The following is a 14,829-nucleotide window of genomic DNA, read 5'->3' as shown; positions in this document are numbered from 1 at the left end:
GTTCGCGCGCGGTGAACCTCGAAAATTCGCGTTCGGAGCGCACTCAGGGGGACGAGAGAACTGCGGCGTCGGGTTTCCTATGGGCGGAATGCCTCACCGGATGGTGAGGGCCTGCCCGGCGACCATCAACACCACCGAGTCGGAGGTATCTGCGATCGCGGCATTGAGACGGCCCAGCTCATCTCGGAACAACCGGCCCGACGCGGTGGCCGGCACGACGCCGCTGCCCGCCTCGTTGCTGACCGCCACCACCGGCGCTTCGCACGACTGCCAGGCATCGAGCAGCTCCGCGACGTCGCCCCGGACACCGGTCAGATCCCCGCTGTCCCATACCTCGTGATGGTCGAGTCGCGCGGTGAGCCAGGTGCCCAGACACTCGATGAGAATCGGACTGCTCGCCGAACGCAGAACCCCGGGCACGTCGGTGGTCTCGAGCGTGGTCCACGACGCCGGCCGGCGGGCGCGGTGCAGTTCGACGCGCCGGGCCCAGTCGGGGTCGTCGGCGCGGCGTCCGCCTGCGGCCACATAGACCACCTCGGCGGCATCGCCGAGAAGAGCCTCGGCGTACCGCGACTTACCCGACCGCGCACCCCCGGTGACAAAGGTGCGGTGGCCGCGCGTCGTGCCGTCAATCGACGCGACACCACCCACGGTCACGGTTTCCCCATCGCGCCCCGGCCGCGCACCGACCTCCGCGAGTCGTCGGCGTAGCTCACCCACCGGCGGATTGTGATGGCCGAGGTGCACCGCGACGAGGTCGGTGGAATCGGTGGCCGCGCCCACGGCGCGCATCGACTCGACCATCTTCCGAAATCCGTTGAGGCCCAGGTGGCCCGATGACAGGTCGTCGTGGTCACCGAAGGTCTCCTCGAGGAACACCGTGTCGTACCGCGCTCCGGCCACAGAGTCGAAGAAGGGCCGCGGCCACATCCCGGTGTCGGTTGCCCACAAGAATCGCGCACCGTCGGCGCCGGTCACGTCGTAGAGTACGGCGTCGCCGTCGGCGAAGACCCGATGCCGCGCGGGCAGCACTCGAACATCGTAGTCCCCCAGTTGAATCCGGTCTCCCGCCGCAACCGGCACGAACGTCACCGGATCGTCGGGGCCCACCCAGTCCCGGCAGGTGTCCAACGCCTCGGCGGGTCCGACCAACTGCAGTTCGCCCAGCCCGTGAACCCACGACCGCGACAACAACATCTGCGGTCCGAGATGGTCGGAGTGCGCGTGCGTGACGAGCACATACCGGACACCGGCGAGGGATCGGCCGAATCGTGCTGCAGCTCCAGGTATCTCGGGACCGCAGTCGAGCATCAGGGTGTCGTCCACGAGCGCTGCGGTCTGGCCTCGGATCTCCGAGGTCGCCGCGGCGTCGACGCAGGACGCGCACCGGCAGAACGGATTCGGCCAACCGTCGGCGGCACCGGTGCCGAGCAGCACGACCTCCATCACTCCGGCCCGTCCGCGACGTCGGGCGGGGTCGACCGCAGCGGCAGCACCGCGGGACCGCTCCGCCGGTCGAGTACCTCCACGCGCGCGGCGTACACCTCGTTCAACCGGGCAACGGTGAGCACCTCGGCGGGCGGCCCGTCGGCGACGATGCGCCCGCGGTCGAGCAGCACGAGACGTTGGCCGTACTGCGCCGCCGAGGTCAGGTCGTGCATCGCCGCCAGCACGGTCAGCTCCCGGTCTCTGCGCATCGAGTCCACCAGGTCGAGAACCTGCTGCTGGTGGCCGATGTCGAGTGCGCTGGTCGGCTCGTCGAGCAGCAACACACGCGGCTGCTGGGCGAGCGCGCGGGCCAGCACCACCCGTTGCAACTCGCCGCCGGACAGCGCGGACGCCTGACGCGGCGCGAACTCCCCGAGTTCGAGACGCTCGATCACACTGTCCACCACGGCCAGGTCATGCTTGGTCTCGCTGCCGAACCTCGAGATGTGCGGGGTACGGCCCAGACCGATCAGCTCACGCACCGTCGTCCCCTCGGGCACGACGGGCCGCTGCGGCATCAGTGCGACGGCCCGCGCGATCTCGCGCCGCCGCGCACCCCGGGGCTGCACACCGGCGACGTCGAGATGGCCGCTCGCCTCGACCAGACCCGCGAGTGCGTGCAGCAGCGTGGTCTTCCCCGATCCGTTGGGCCCGACGAGGGAAACCCAGGCGCCGGACGGGATCTCGAGGTCGACGTCGTGCAGGACCTCGACCCCGCCCCTGGCCGCCGAGACACCCCGGCACACCACCGCGGGGTCCGATCGGCGGGTGCTCATACCGCCGCACCCCGACTGCTGCGCCGCAGCACGAACAGAAAGAAGGGCGCACCGATCGCGGCCGTGACCACCCCGATGGGCAGCTCGGCCGGGGACATCGCGGTCCGCGCCACGACGTCGGCGAGCACCAGGAACGCGGCACCCACCAGCAGCGAAAGCGGAAGCAGCAGACGATGACCCGGCCCGACGAGCAGACGAACCGCATGCGGGATCACGATGCCGACGAATCCGATGAGTCCGCTGACCGCCACCACCGCCGCGGTCCCCAGTGTCGCGACGCAGACGAGCAGCAGCCGCACCCGTTCGGGACGGATTCCCAGGCTCGACGCCTCGATGTCACCGACCGCCATGACGTCGAGTGTGCGCCCGAACAGTGCGATGACCGCGACACACACCAGCACGTACGGCGCCACGGCCACCACCTCCGACCATCCGTCGGTGCCCAGGCGTCCCAGCATCCAGTTGTAGACCTGCCGCAGGGTGTCGTCGTGCTGCTGCATCAGGAAGGTCTGGATCGCGTTGGCGAAGGCGGCGACCGCCACGCCGGCCAGGATGATCACCACCTCGGAACGACCGCCTCCCACCGTGCGCCCGAGGGCGTAGGTCGCGGCGACGGCGACCAGACCTCCGGCGAAGGCCACGATCGGCAGGCCGACGGAACCGATCACCCCGCCCGCCACGATCGCGACCGTGGCCCCGAGCCCGGCGCCGCTGGAGACACCCAGCAGATACGGGTCTGCGAGGGGGTTACGGAAGACGCCCTGGTACGCGGCACCGGCGATCGCGAGCATCGCGCCGACGATCACGCCGAGCACCATCCTCGGCATCCGAACCTCCCACAGGATGGTCTGCTGACGTGCGGTCAGCCCGGAGTCGATGTCGATCAGCGGCAGCCGGTCCAGAAGATCGAGGATCACACCTTTCGCCGTCAGGCCCGCGGGTCCGACGAGGACCGCGAGCAGGCACGCGCCGAGCAGCCCGACGACAGCGCCGCCGAGCACCCAGTACCGGCGTCTCACCATCGACGGGCGACCTGTGATGGTCTCGAGATCCGTGAGCGCCCGGGGACCTGCGGCGTCACGGCACCGGTTGCGCGTCGACCCCGGACACGACGCGGGCGATCTCACGGACCAGGTCGACGACGCGCGGCCCCCACCGGCTGGCGATGTCCTCGTCGAGCACGTGCACCTGCCCGGTCTCCACCGCACGCAGGTCGCCCCAGCCGGCCCGCCCGGCGACCTTCTGCGGTGTCACCGCACAGCACTGGGAGTCGGCGAGGAAGATGAGTTCGGGGTCCTGGGAAATGATGTGCTCGGCGGAGAGCTGCGGGTATCCGTTGCCGCCGGTGGCGATCGATCGCAGACCGAGGAGCCGGTAGATCTGGCCGAGGTAGGTGTCGTCGGTGACGGAGTAGAAGGTGTCGTCGAGCTCGTGATAGTAGGTCAGCGGGACCTCACGCAACGGCAGGGTGCGCACTATCTTCTCGATCTCGCCGCGCATCGACGCCGTCAGATCCGTGGCGGTGTCCCCGTGCCCGGTGGCCGTGCCGACCTGCTCGATCTGCGCATACGTCTCGTCGAGGTCCTTCGCGGCCGGGATCTGCAGTACCTCGACGCCGACGCGGTCGAGGCCGGCGGCGATGTCGTTGTTGTCGTCGGAGAGGACGACGAGGTCCGGATCGTGGGCCAGGATCGCCTCGAGATTGGGTGTGTACCCCGACAGCGCGGTCCGCGGTGCGTCAGCCGGGTGATCCGACTGGTCGTCGACCGCGACGACCTGGTCCCCCGCCCCGACCGCGAAGAGCATCTCGGTGGTCGTCGGACTCAGCGAGACGATCGACCTCGGTGTGCCGGAGGAGACGGCGGAATCGCCGTCGGACGTCGGAGTCGAACTCCCGCAACCGATCACCGCAAGCAGCGTCGACAACAGAACGATCACCGGCACGGCAGTACGAACACGGATCTTGGCCACGAGGCCCGACCTCCCGAAATGTGAGAACAGGGGCAGACAGAGCACGAGGGGCCCGGCACTTGCTGCCGGGCCCCTCGTGGGAATCTCGTTCTGCCAGATGAGCGCTGGGGTCGGTCAGACCTGGGGCGCGTCGGTGAAGTTGCGGCTCACCTGCGGGTCGACCGGGATACCCGGGCCCGTCGTGGTGGAGACGGTGACCTTCTTGATGTAGCGGCCCTTGGCAGCCGACGGCTTGGCGCGCATGATCTCGTCGTAGGCGGCGCCGTAGTTCTCGGCCAGCTGGGCCGGATCGAACGATGCCTTGCCGATGACGAAGTGCAGGTTCGCTGCCTTGTCGACGCGGAAGTTGATCTTTCCGCCCTTGATGTCGTTGATGGCCTTGGTGACATCGGTGGTCACCGTGCCCGTCTTCGGGTTCGGCATCAGGCCACGCGGTCCGAGGACACGCGCGATGCGGCCGACCTTGGCCATCTGATCCGGGGTCGCGATCGCGGCGTCGAAGTCCAGCCAACCACCCTGGATGCGCTCGATCAGATCCTCGGCGCCGACCTCGTCGGCACCGGCGGCGACGGCCTCGGCGGCCTTGTCGCCGGCGGCGAAGACGATCACGCGGGCAGTCTTACCCGTGCCGTGAGGCAGGTTGACGGTGCCTCGAACCATCTGGTCTGCCTTACGGGGGTCGACGCCCAGACGGATCGCGACCTCGACGGTCGCGTCGGTCTTCTTCGACGACGTCTCCTTGGCCAGCTCGACAGCCTCCAGCGGGCTGTAGAGCTTGGACTTGTCGACCTTCTCGGCCGCGGCCGCGTAGGCCTTGCTCTTCTTGCTCATGTGCTCTGTTCCTTCTCCGCCGTCACTGCGGCGGGGGTTTGTGGTGCGGGCCGAGCCGGCCCTCCCACGTGGGGTTCTTCAGGTCGAGTGGTCCCAGGCGTCAGCCGAGGACCTGACGAGACCGATCAGCCTTCGACGGTGACCATGACGCGAGTTCGCAAGCTCACTCGACGGTGATGCCCATGGACCGAGCAGTACCGGCGATGATCTTCGCGGCCTGGTCGATGTCATTGGCGTTCAGGTCTTCGGCCTTGGTCTTGGCGATCTCACGGACCTGGTCCATGCTCACCTTGCCGACCTTGTTGGTGTGGGGCTCGCCGGAGCCCTTCTGCAGGCCTGCGGCCTTGAGCAGGAGCTTCGCAGCCGGCGGGGTCTTCAACTTGAAGTCGAAGGAGCGATCTTCGTAGACGAAGATCTCCACCGGGATGACGTTGCCGCGCTGCGACTCGGTCGCGGCGTTGTACGCCTTGCAGAACTCCATGATGTTCACGCCGTGCTGACCAAGCGCCGGACCCACGGGCGGGGCCGGGTTTGCCTGGCCTGCCGAGATCTGGAGCTTGATGATCCCGGCGAGCTTCTTCTTCTTGGGAGGCATCTTCTGTTCCTTGCTTGTTTCCTTGCGAATTCACGCCCGCTGGAGACGTGAAAGTCTGTATTTGTCTGCTTCTCGCTCCCTGAGGTGCGAGCGAGCCCTGCCCTCCCGCTCCCTGAGGTGCGAGCGGAGCGAGCCTCGAAGGGTCAGATCTTCTCGACCTGGTTGAAGGCGAGTTCCACCGGGGTCTCGCGACCGAAGATCGACACGAGCACCTTGACCTTGCGCTGCTCGGCGTTGACCTCGCTGATCGACGCCGGGAGCGTGGCGAACGGGCCGTCCATGACGGTCACCGACTCGCCGATCTCGAAGTCGACCTCGATGGAGTTCGACGCGGCAGCGGCTGCTGCCTCGACACCCTCGGCGGCGGAGCCACGCGAGGAGGGCTTCTTGGCCTCGGTCCGCGGCATCAGGAACTGCAGCACCTCGTTGAGCGAGAGCGGCGACGGCTTGCTGGTCATACCGACGAAACCGGTGACGCCCGGAGTGTTGCGCACGGCGCCCCACGACTCGTCGTTGAGTTCCATGCGGACGAGGATGTAGCCCGGCAGCACCTTGCGGTTGACCTTCTTGGGCTGGCCGTTCTTGATCTCGGTGACCTCTTCGGTCGGAACCTCGACCTGGAAGATGTAGTCGCCGACGTCGAGGTTCTGCACACGGGTCTCGAGGTTGGCCTTGACCTTGTTCTCGTAACCGGCGTAGCTGTGGATCACGTACCAGTCGCCCGGGGCGCGTCGAAGCTGCTTGCGGAGCTCCTCGACCGGGTCGACCTCTTCGGGCTCGGGCTCCTCGGAAGCGGCCTCCTCGGAAGCAGCGTCCTCGTCGCCTTCGGCGGTCTCCTCGGTGCCGTCGGTCTCGACGTCCACCTCGGACTCGACGTCCACCTCGGTCTCGACGGCGTCAGTCTCTGGCGCGTCGACATCGACGTCGGCCACCTCGGCGGTGTCGGTCGATGCGAGTTCGTTCTCCGGGGTGCTCACTGCAGCCCACGCTCCTTATGGTTCATCTGGCGATCGTTCCGTCGCCCGGCCGAGCCCACCGCGTGGGTCAGCCGAACAACCAGAGGACGCCCTTGGCGAAGGCGAGGTCGAGGCCGGAGATGAACGCGGTCATGATGATCACGAACACGAGCACGACGATCGTGTAGGTGATCATCTCGCGCCGCGTCGGCCAGATGACCTTCTTCAGCTCGGCGACGACCTGAGTCAGGAACAGCCAGATCCGAACGAACGGGTTCCGGCTCTCCCCGGCAGGCGCCTTCTTCTTTGTCTTGCGTTCCTTGACGGCAACCGTGGATCCCGAACCGGAATCGGTGTCACCGTCGGTCGCACCCGTCGACGTTCGACGCCCACGAGCCGAGCGCTTACCGGACGGACGCAGCTCCTTGGCGGTGTCGGTCGACTTCTCGTCGGCCCCCACCGCGTCGGCGGCTTCGTCGCGACCGTCGAGCTCGGCCGCAGCCGAATCGGCCGAAGAACCCTCTGCGGATTCTTTGGCGCGGGCAGCCCGGTCTCGCTTGCTCAACTTCGCGGTCCTCTCGTCAACGTGTGCCCTTCACCAGGGCAGGGGCGACAGGACTTGAACCTGCAACCTGCGGTTTTGGAGACCGCTGCTCTGCCAATTGAGCTACGCCCCTTTGCGACTTCCCCACCGGGGTGGTTCCGCTGCCGTCCTTCTCGATCCCGGCCTCGCGACCGTGCCGGCGATTCTTCGCCGACAAAACCAACGCGCCACCCTATGGGTAGCGCGCAAGCCTGAATCAATCAGACACTTCAGTGTAGATCACGGGGCCCTCGGAACCCAAAACGCCTGTCCTCGTGCCCTCGACCGACCGTACACGTCCAATCGGGCCACACCGTCGAAACGCCTGATCGGCAAACCCGGCACGTGTTCGAATTCAGGTGCGGCGGAGAGGTGTTCGACGGCACGGGTCAGTTGAACTGGATGACCGCCTGGGCCCGGCCGAAGATGCGGCGGTCGCCCTGTTTGGCGGTGATCGCGATGGTGCCCCGACGTGTCTGCGGGTCCAGCGACTTGATCTTGCCGCTGAAGTCGACGGCCGCGCTGTCGTCGGCGGGGACGTACACCGGGCTCGTGAAGCGCACGTTGTACTCACAGAAGGCCGCCGGATCGCCGATGAACCCGGAGATGAAGCTGGCCCCGAGACCCATCGTCTGCATGCCGTGGGCGACGACGTCGTCCATGCCTGCGGCGCTGATGACGTGATCGGAGAAATGGATGGGGTTCGGGTCCCCGGCGACGCCGGCGTAGTTGGTGAGGTTGCCGCGCGTGAGCAGATAACGCTTGCCCGGCAGCTCCTGCCCCTCGGTGAGTGTGTCGAAGTCGATCGCGGCGTACGCGCCGGGCCGCTGTGTCGGGTCGGGCAGGTCGTAGCGGCCGGTCTCGGGCTCGACGGTCCGGGCGGGCTGCCCGACCTCGTCGATCTTCATCATCACGTGATCGAGGGAGGCCTCGAGTTCGGGGTCGACGTCCATGCCGGGACGGGCGGCGAGCGACGTCCAGGTGGTCATGACCGGCTCGCCGTGCTGGTTCCAGATGATGTTCTTGGTGACCATCAGGTCGATCATCTCGGGACTTTTGACGTGACGGAAGGACTCGAGCGAGACGTCGCAGATCAGGCGATCGCCGACCTTCATCGGCTGGTGGTAGACCAGCCGCTGGTCGGTCTGCATGATCTGCCACAGGTCGTAGCCGGTGATCACGTCTTCGAAGAGTTTGCGCTGGGCGATGATGCCGAAGACGGACACGTAGGTCGGTGCGGCGATCAGCGTGTCGTGGCCGAGGGCGCGGGCGGCGTCCTCACTCCAGTGGGTGGGGTGCGCGTCCTGCACGGCCATGGCGTGCTTGCGCACCTCCTCACGGCCGATCTCGTAGTAATCCTCGACCGTGTAGTGGAAACCCACCAGCGATGCCGTGTGCGCGGCGATCTCCTCGGGGGTGGGTTTGGTGCCGCTGCTCTCGGACTCCGCGATCCGGTCCTGGTCGGTTCCGCCGCTGTGTGACATTGCTGTCGCTCCCTTCGCCTGACCGCCCGGGAGGCCCGGATCGGGGTACGTGGATCACCGCCGGTGATCCACCGCGCCGCGGTGCGCGTGTGAGTTCGGTTGGTGGTGCGCCGAATTCTCGACGCGGCCCTACGGCCGGGGCGGTTGCGAAACGAACCGCCCGGGCCGAGGTCCGGTCACAGCAATACGGGCTGCCTCACTGGGAGGCAGCCCGTATTGCTGGTCTTTACCGGAATGGCCGACGAGGTGAGGCGTCAGCGCGATTCCTTGTGCGCCTGGTGCTTGCCGCAGTTCGGGCAGAACTTCTTGATCTCGAGACGATCGGGATCATTGCGGCGGTTCTTCTTGGTGATGTAGTTACGGTGCTTGCACACCTCGCATGCCAAGGTGATCTTGGGGCGAACATCTGTTGAGGAGGCCACTTGGTTGCCTTCTTTCGGGTGGTACGTGTGGTCGGGTTCGGCAGTTCCCTCAGGGCTTGCGACCCTTGCGCTCGGTTCCGGACGGACCCGATGTGTAGCGGTGGAGGGACTCGATCCCTCGACCTCACGATTATGAGTCGTGCGCTCTAACCAGCTGAGCTACACCGCCCCGCGGACATTCTCGTCCAGCGAGCCCCCTGACGGAATCGAACCGTCGACCTTTTCCTTACCATGGAAACGCTCTACCGACTGAGCTAAGGGGGCGTGCCCGAACATCTGGTGTTCGGAGCCTTAACGAGGTTACACACTTCCATCCGTGCTAGACAAATCGCTGGTCAGAGACTGTCCGTTGCGCACTTCTGGGTGGGTGTCCCACGTCGTGGCAGGTATAGGATTCGAACCTATGTAGCTTGCGCGACGGATTTACAATCCGCTCCCTTTGGCCGCTCGGGCAACCTGCCGTGCCGCTCTGCAGGCCGTGTGTGACAGCCGTTTGAACAACGCCGTGAAGGATACAACGAACCATACGGCCACACGCAAACCGGCAGGTCGCCGCACGGGTTTCCGCAGGTCGCGATCCGCGGCCCGCGGTGGTCGCACTCGTGGCCACCGTCGCCGGCGAGCGGTCGCCGGACACAGGACGGCGCCGTGTGGGACACAGGACGGCGCGGTGTCGAAACCCCCATGGCATACCCTGTCGTCCATGGCTGATTCATCGTTCGACGTGGTGAGCAAGGTCGACCGCCAAGAGGTCGACAACGCCCTCAACCAGGCCGCCAAGGAGCTGTCGCAGCGTTACGACTTCCGCGGCACCAACACCGGCATCGAGTGGTCCGGCGAGGAGAACATCGTGATCACCTCCGACGCCGAGGAGCGCGCGCAGGCGGCCCTCGAGGTGTTCAAGGAGAAGTTGATCCGCCGCGACATCTCCCTGAAGGCGTTCGACGCCGGTGAGGTCGTGGGCTCGGGCAAGACGTTCAAGATCAGCGGTTCGCTGGTGCAGGGCATCGACTCCGATCACGCCAAGAAGATCTCCAAGAAGATCCGCGACGAGGGCCCCAAGGGGGTCAAGGCACAGATCCAGGGCGACGAGCTGCGCGTCTCGAGCAAGAAGCGCGACGACCTGCAGGCCGTGATCTCCCTGCTCAAGGGCGAGGACTTCGGTATCGCCCTGCAGTTCGTCAACTACCGCTAGGCGCCACCCCCGCCCGCCGAGCGGGTCCTTCGATGTGGTCGAGATCGCACCGCGGGGGCGTCGGAAACCGAATCGCGCGTTGCGTCGTTCGAATGAATGAGGCGCCCACACTCCGCGGGCGGCAGCCGGGTCGACCCCGCAGGCCGCGCGCGGAGTCCCAGTCCCCGGGCGCCGGACAGACGAGGACCCGATGCATTTCAACGGATTGAAGACAGCGGCCCTGCTGGGTGTGATGTCGGCGATCATCGTCGGCATCGGCGCACTGTTCCAGAGTCCCCTGATCCTGTGGGGCTCGGTGATCGTCGCCGTCGGCGTGAACGCCTACGTCTACTTCAACAGCGCGAAGATGTCCCTCAAGGCGATGCACGCCCAGCCCGTGACCGAGCTGCAGGCGCCGGTCATCTACCGGATCGTGAGGGAACTCGCGACGGCGGCGCACCAGCCCATGCCCGCGCTCTACATCTCCCCCACCGAGTCCCCCAACGCCTTCGCGACGGGCCGTAACCCCAAGAACGCCGCGGTGTGCTGCACCTCGGGGATCTTGCAGCTGCTGAACGAACGGGAGCTGCGCGCCGTGCTCGGCCACGAGTTGTCGCATGTGTACAACCGCGACATCCTCATCAGCTCGGTCGCCGGTGCGATGGCCGCGGTGATCAGTGGACTGGCGAACTTTGCGATGTTCATGGGCGCGTTCGGGGGCCGCGACAACGCCCCGAATCCGTTCGCGATGCTCCTCATCGCCCTGCTCGGACCGATCGCCGCGACCCTGGTGAAGTTGGCGGTGTCGCGGTCCCGGGAGTTCCAGGCCGACCAGTCCGGCGCCGAGCTCACCGGTGACCCACTGGCGCTGGCGTCGGCACTGGCGAAGATCTCCGGTGGCATACAGGCGGCACCGCTGCCGCCTCAGCCCGACATCGCGGCTCAGTCGCACATGATGATCGAGAGCCCGTTCCGCGCCACCGACCGAATGGCTCGCATGTTCGCCAGCCACCCGCCGACCGAGGAGCGGATTCGCCGCCTCCAGGAGATGGCGCGCGGCGGTCACTGAGGGCGGCGGTCACCGAGGGCGGCGACACACCCGGCCCCGCGCCGCTGGGTGAGCGGCAGGCGGGTCTGGCGGCCGGGCGAATCAGCCGACGCGCTCGATGGTGTAGTCCACCAGCGACGACAACGCCCGGTGCGCAGGCGACTCGGGAAGCTCGGCCAGCATGCCGTGGGCCTCGTCGGCGAATTGCTGCAGTCTGGCGCGGGCAGCGGCCATCCCGGCCGACCCGGCGAGCAGGTCGATCGCCTCGGCCACCTCGGCGTCGTCGGTCAGCGGGCGCGGCGACCCGCCCTCGCCGATCAGCAGCTCACGTAGTCGCGCCGACGTCGCGTCGTCGCCGGTGATCGCGTACAGCACCGGCAGTGTGTGGACGCCCTCGCGCAGGTCGGTGCCGGGTGTCTTCCCCGAGTCCAGGGAGACCGAGCTGATGTCGATGATGTCGTCGGACACCTGGAAGGCGACGCCGACGATGTCGCCGATCCGCGACAGTCGTTCGATGTCGTCGGCGGTCGCACCCGACGCCATGGCGCCGAAGCGGGCCGCGGCGGCGATCAGCGACCCGGTCTTCTCCCACACCACCTGCAGATAGTGCTCGATGGGGTCGGCTCCGGGCTTGACCCCCACCGTCTCGCGCATCTGGCCGGTGACGAGTTCGGCGAACGTCTCGGCGATGATGCGCACGGCGTCGGGCCCGAGTGTGGAGACCAGTCGTGAGGCCCGCGCGAAGAGGAAGTCGCCGGAGAGGATGGCCACGCTGTTGGTCCAGCGGGCGTTGGCACTGGGTGCGCCGCGGCGCATCTCGGCCTCGTCCATGACGTCGTCGTGGTAGAGCGTGGCGAGGTGGATCATCTCCACGACGGTCGCCGAGGTGATGACCTCGTCGGATCCCGGGCGCGGCCCGAACTCGGAGGCCAGGATCGCGAACATCGGCCGGAACCTCTTGCCCCCGGCCTTGGCCAGGTGGGTCGCCGCCTCGGTCATGACGTCGTCGCCGGAGGAGAGTTCACTCAGCAGCAGGTCCTCGACCTTCTGCAATGAGGAGCGCACCGTCTCGGCGAACTCATCCGACACCAGGTCCACCCCGGCGAATGTGGACTTCACGTGAACGCGGCCCCATCTCGTCTGATCCGGCAAATTTTCTCGTCGGCGGATGGCGGGTCGCCCCGTCCACCCCACCTGCCTGCTGAGCCTAGCCCGTCGGGCGTGCGGACATACTGGTCGGGTGAGTAGGGACACGGCGGGTACGGACATGACGACACGCGACGCGAACACCTTGCCCGAGCATGCCGACGTACTCGTCGTCGGCGCGGGCCCCGGCGGCTCGGCCGCCGCGGCGCACGCGGCCGCCGCCGGGCGCGAGGTCGTCCTCGTCGATGCCGCGGTGTTCCCCCGCGACAAGACCTGTGGTGACGGACTCACCCCGCGCGCCGTCGCCGAGCTCGACGCCCTGGGCCTGGGCGCATTGCTGGCCGACCGCCCGCGCCTGGACGGTCTGCTGCTCAACGGCTGGGGTGCGCGGCAGCAGATCCGCTGGCCATCGGGACGGTTCCCCTCCTACGGCAGCGCGATCGCGCGGACCGAGTTCGACGACGCGATCCGCAGGCATGCGGCGTCGGCCGGCGTGCGAATGGTGCAGGGCGCCAAGGCCGTCGACGTGACGATGGACGGTGACCGGGTCGGTGCGGTGACCTTCTCGACTCCCTCCGGTACCCGACAGGTCCGCATCCGTGACCTCGTCGTCGCGGACGGTGTCCGCTCTGGTCTCGGCAAAACCCTCGGGCGGCAGTGGCATCGGGACACCGCCTACGGTGTCGCCGCGCGCGCATACGCGCCGTCGGCGCGGGCCGACTCCCACTGGATGGGTTCACATCTGGAGCTCCGCGGCCCCGACGGCGCCCTGCTACCGGGCTACGGCTGGGTCTTCCCGCTCGGCGGGGCGGGCGGCGGCCTGGTGAACGTGGGCGTCGGTGCGCTGGCGACCTCGAAACGACCGGCGCAGATGGCACTTCGGCCGATCCTCGAGCACTACGCCGCGATGGTGCACGACGAGTGGGCCCTGGACGGCCCGCCCGTCCGGATCACCTCGGCACTCCTCCCGATGGGCGGGGCCGTGACCGGGGTGGCGGGCCGCAACTGGATGCTGATCGGCGACGCCGCTGCCTGTGTCAATCCGCTGAACGGCGAAGGCATCGACTACGCCATGGAGACCGCGCGCCTGGCCGTCGAACTCCTCGGAGCCGACGACTACACCACCCGCTGGCGCGACACCCTGGTCGGCCACTACGGGCTCGCCTTCTCCGCAGCACGACGCCTCGCCGGCCTGCTGACGATGCCGCAGACGGTTCCCCTGCTGGGCCGCCCCGGCATCCGGTCGCCGCAGCTGATGTCCCTCGTCGTGCGGGTGATGGGCAACCTCATCACCCCCGACGACGCCGACCTCGTCGCCCGGGCCTGGCGGACCGCCGGACGGCTCTCCACCCGCGTCGACCCGCGTCCGCCGTTCTCCTGAGGACCGGCCGAACGTGCGCGCGCGGCGTATCGTCCCCGGTCAGAGACCCCTTCCCCCAAGTGGGAAGGAAACGGAACCGCGGGCATGACCGACCCGACCTACCCCTGCGACAACCTTCTCCGCAGGACGAAGTTGAAGTATTTGTTCAGCATGTAGGCCTTGCTGAGGTTGATCGGTTCACCGGCACCGGAGTAGGTGACCTCATCCATCAACATCGCGGGTGAGCCCGGCTCGACGCCCAGCTTCTCGGCGATCTCCTCCGACAGCGCGAGAGCCAGCAGGGTGCAGTCGCTGTAGATACTGCCCATGTCAGGGAGCCCGGCGAGCACGTCGAGCACGGAGCCGTCGAACCGTTCCTCGAGCATATCGCGCGACGCCACCTCGAGAGGCACGATGTCGACGATCCAGCCGATACGCTTCCCGCCGAGCAGCTTCACCCGGCGGATCTCGACCGCAGGCGTTCCCGGGCGCAAACCCAATGCCGCCGCCGACGCCTTGTCCAGACCGATCTCGGTGACCTCCAGATCCCTGGTCGTCACCTTCTTGCCCTGCGACGCCGCGTAGGTCTCGACCGACGCGAGCTGGGACAATCCGGAGGACAGGACCTCCGGCGTCCCGACGACAACACTTCCCCGGCCCTGCTGGGACCGGATGTACCCGGCTTCGTTGAGCCCGGCGAGCGCGGCCCGGACGGTGATGCGGGAGACGTCGTATCGCCGACACAGGTCGGCCTCGGACGGCAAGTACTCCCCGGGCGGGACCAGGCCCGACAAGATGAGGTCCTCGAGCAGGGCGGCGCGGACCTCGGTGGCGAGGTTGCGGCCACGGCGAGATCCAGACCTGGACGTGCGGCCGGCGCCGTTCATGGGCACATGGCTCTGTGGCATGGCGCCATTCTGACACGCCGAATGTCCCGGATCCGTGCGTGAAAAGCGCGATACGTGTTGTTAACAAAGAGAAACACAACTTGTAAT

General features: G+C 67.6%; 15 protein-coding genes and 4 tRNA genes. 3 read left to right on the top strand and 16 right to left on the bottom strand.

What is annotated here, in order from left to right:
- Positions 1 to 93 precede the first annotated feature (93 nt).
- The 14 genes from H1R19_RS05000 to H1R19_RS04935 form a co-directional block, all read right to left on the bottom strand.
- The gene (locus tag H1R19_RS05000) at positions 94 to 1,446 is read right to left on the bottom strand and encodes a bifunctional adenosylcobinamide kinase/adenosylcobinamide-phosphate guanylyltransferase (RefSeq protein WP_219850715.1); all 1,353 of its coding nucleotides are present in this window, start codon (positions 1,444 to 1,446) and stop codon (positions 94 to 96) included.
- Positions 1,446 to 2,264 (bottom strand): ABC transporter ATP-binding protein, encoded by an 819-nt coding sequence (locus H1R19_RS04995; protein ID WP_219850714.1) that lies wholly within the window; start codon positions 2,262 to 2,264, stop codon positions 1,446 to 1,448. Before H1R19_RS04995 ends, H1R19_RS05000 begins: the two co-directional genes overlap by 1 nt.
- A complete protein-coding gene (locus H1R19_RS04990; RefSeq protein WP_188329693.1) occupies positions 2,261 to 3,286 on the bottom strand; it encodes a FecCD family ABC transporter permease in 1,026 nt (341 codons plus the stop codon). Before H1R19_RS04990 ends, H1R19_RS04995 begins: the two co-directional genes overlap by 4 nt.
- Before the next feature lie 55 nt (positions 3,287 to 3,341).
- Entirely contained in the window at positions 3,342 to 4,226 is an 885-nt protein-coding gene (locus H1R19_RS04985; RefSeq protein ID WP_372631872.1) for an ABC transporter substrate-binding protein, read from the bottom strand.
- Positions 4,227 to 4,349: 123 nt separating this feature from the next.
- Positions 4,350 to 5,066, bottom strand: coding sequence for a 50S ribosomal protein L1 (gene rplA, locus H1R19_RS04980; RefSeq protein ID WP_188329691.1), 717 nt, complete (start codon positions 5,064 to 5,066; stop codon positions 4,350 to 4,352).
- A gap of 163 nt (positions 5,067 to 5,229) precedes the next feature.
- Positions 5,230 to 5,661 (bottom strand): 50S ribosomal protein L11, encoded by a 432-nt coding sequence (rplK, locus tag H1R19_RS04975; RefSeq protein ID WP_065629250.1) that lies wholly within the window; start codon positions 5,659 to 5,661, stop codon positions 5,230 to 5,232.
- Positions 5,662 to 5,804: 143 nt separating this feature from the next.
- Positions 5,805 to 6,638, bottom strand: coding sequence for a transcription termination/antitermination protein NusG (nusG, locus tag H1R19_RS04970; protein ID WP_219850712.1), 834 nt, complete (start codon positions 6,636 to 6,638; stop codon positions 5,805 to 5,807).
- A 67-nt stretch (positions 6,639 to 6,705) separates the two neighbouring features.
- Positions 6,706 to 7,182 (bottom strand): preprotein translocase subunit SecE, encoded by a 477-nt coding sequence (secE, locus tag H1R19_RS04965; RefSeq protein ID WP_188329689.1) that lies wholly within the window; start codon positions 7,180 to 7,182, stop codon positions 6,706 to 6,708.
- 39 nt (positions 7,183 to 7,221) lie between these two features.
- Positions 7,222 to 7,294, bottom strand: a tRNA-Trp gene (locus tag H1R19_RS04960).
- Positions 7,295 to 7,589: 295 nt separating this feature from the next.
- Positions 7,590 to 8,684, bottom strand: coding sequence for a fused (3R)-hydroxyacyl-ACP dehydratase subunits HadA/HadB (locus H1R19_RS04955; RefSeq protein WP_188329688.1), 1,095 nt, complete (start codon positions 8,682 to 8,684; stop codon positions 7,590 to 7,592).
- Positions 8,685 to 8,938: 254 nt separating this feature from the next.
- Entirely contained in the window at positions 8,939 to 9,106 is a 168-nt protein-coding gene (rpmG, locus tag H1R19_RS04950) for a 50S ribosomal protein L33 (protein ID WP_003929651.1), read from the bottom strand.
- Between the two features lie 95 nt (positions 9,107 to 9,201).
- A tRNA-Met gene (locus H1R19_RS04945) sits at positions 9,202 to 9,275 on the bottom strand.
- Positions 9,276 to 9,297: 22 nt separating this feature from the next.
- Positions 9,298 to 9,370: transfer RNA gene (locus tag H1R19_RS04940), tRNA-Thr, on the bottom strand.
- A 116-nt stretch (positions 9,371 to 9,486) separates the two neighbouring features.
- A tRNA-Tyr gene (locus H1R19_RS04935) sits at positions 9,487 to 9,567 on the bottom strand.
- A gap of 242 nt (positions 9,568 to 9,809) precedes the next feature.
- Between H1R19_RS04935 and H1R19_RS04930 the strand changes: the two genes are divergently transcribed.
- Together H1R19_RS04930 and htpX are read left to right on the top strand one after the other, a co-directional pair.
- On the top strand, positions 9,810 to 10,301 hold the full coding sequence (locus H1R19_RS04930; protein ID WP_188329687.1) for a YajQ family cyclic di-GMP-binding protein: 492 nt from the start codon (positions 9,810 to 9,812) through the stop codon (positions 10,299 to 10,301).
- Between the two features lie 190 nt (positions 10,302 to 10,491).
- Positions 10,492 to 11,349: a zinc metalloprotease HtpX gene (gene htpX, locus H1R19_RS04925; RefSeq protein ID WP_219850711.1), complete on the top strand. Its 858-nt coding sequence runs from the start codon at positions 10,492 to 10,494 to the stop codon at positions 11,347 to 11,349.
- Positions 11,350 to 11,430: 81 nt separating this feature from the next.
- Here htpX and H1R19_RS04920 read toward each other — a convergent pair whose 3' ends face one another.
- The gene (locus tag H1R19_RS04920; protein ID WP_219850710.1) at positions 11,431 to 12,447 is read right to left on the bottom strand and encodes a polyprenyl synthetase family protein; all 1,017 of its coding nucleotides are present in this window, start codon (positions 12,445 to 12,447) and stop codon (positions 11,431 to 11,433) included.
- 148 nt (positions 12,448 to 12,595) lie between these two features.
- On the opposite strand from H1R19_RS04920, the gene H1R19_RS04915 reads away from it, so the two are divergent.
- Positions 12,596 to 13,855: a geranylgeranyl reductase family protein gene (locus H1R19_RS04915; protein WP_188329684.1), complete on the top strand. Its 1,260-nt coding sequence runs from the start codon at positions 12,596 to 12,598 to the stop codon at positions 13,853 to 13,855.
- A gap of 98 nt (positions 13,856 to 13,953) precedes the next feature.
- Here H1R19_RS04915 and H1R19_RS04910 read toward each other — a convergent pair whose 3' ends face one another.
- On the bottom strand, positions 13,954 to 14,742 hold the full coding sequence (locus H1R19_RS04910; RefSeq protein ID WP_188329683.1) for a GntR family transcriptional regulator: 789 nt from the start codon (positions 14,740 to 14,742) through the stop codon (positions 13,954 to 13,956).
- Positions 14,743 to 14,829: the final 87 nt, after the last annotated feature.

Source organism: Gordonia jinghuaiqii (assembly GCF_014041935.1).
Lineage (GTDB): Bacteria > Actinomycetota > Actinomycetes > Mycobacteriales > Mycobacteriaceae > Gordonia > Gordonia jinghuaiqii.
The sequence above is the reverse complement of the archived record's forward strand: the minus strand, read 5'-3'. Positions and strand labels throughout refer to the sequence as shown.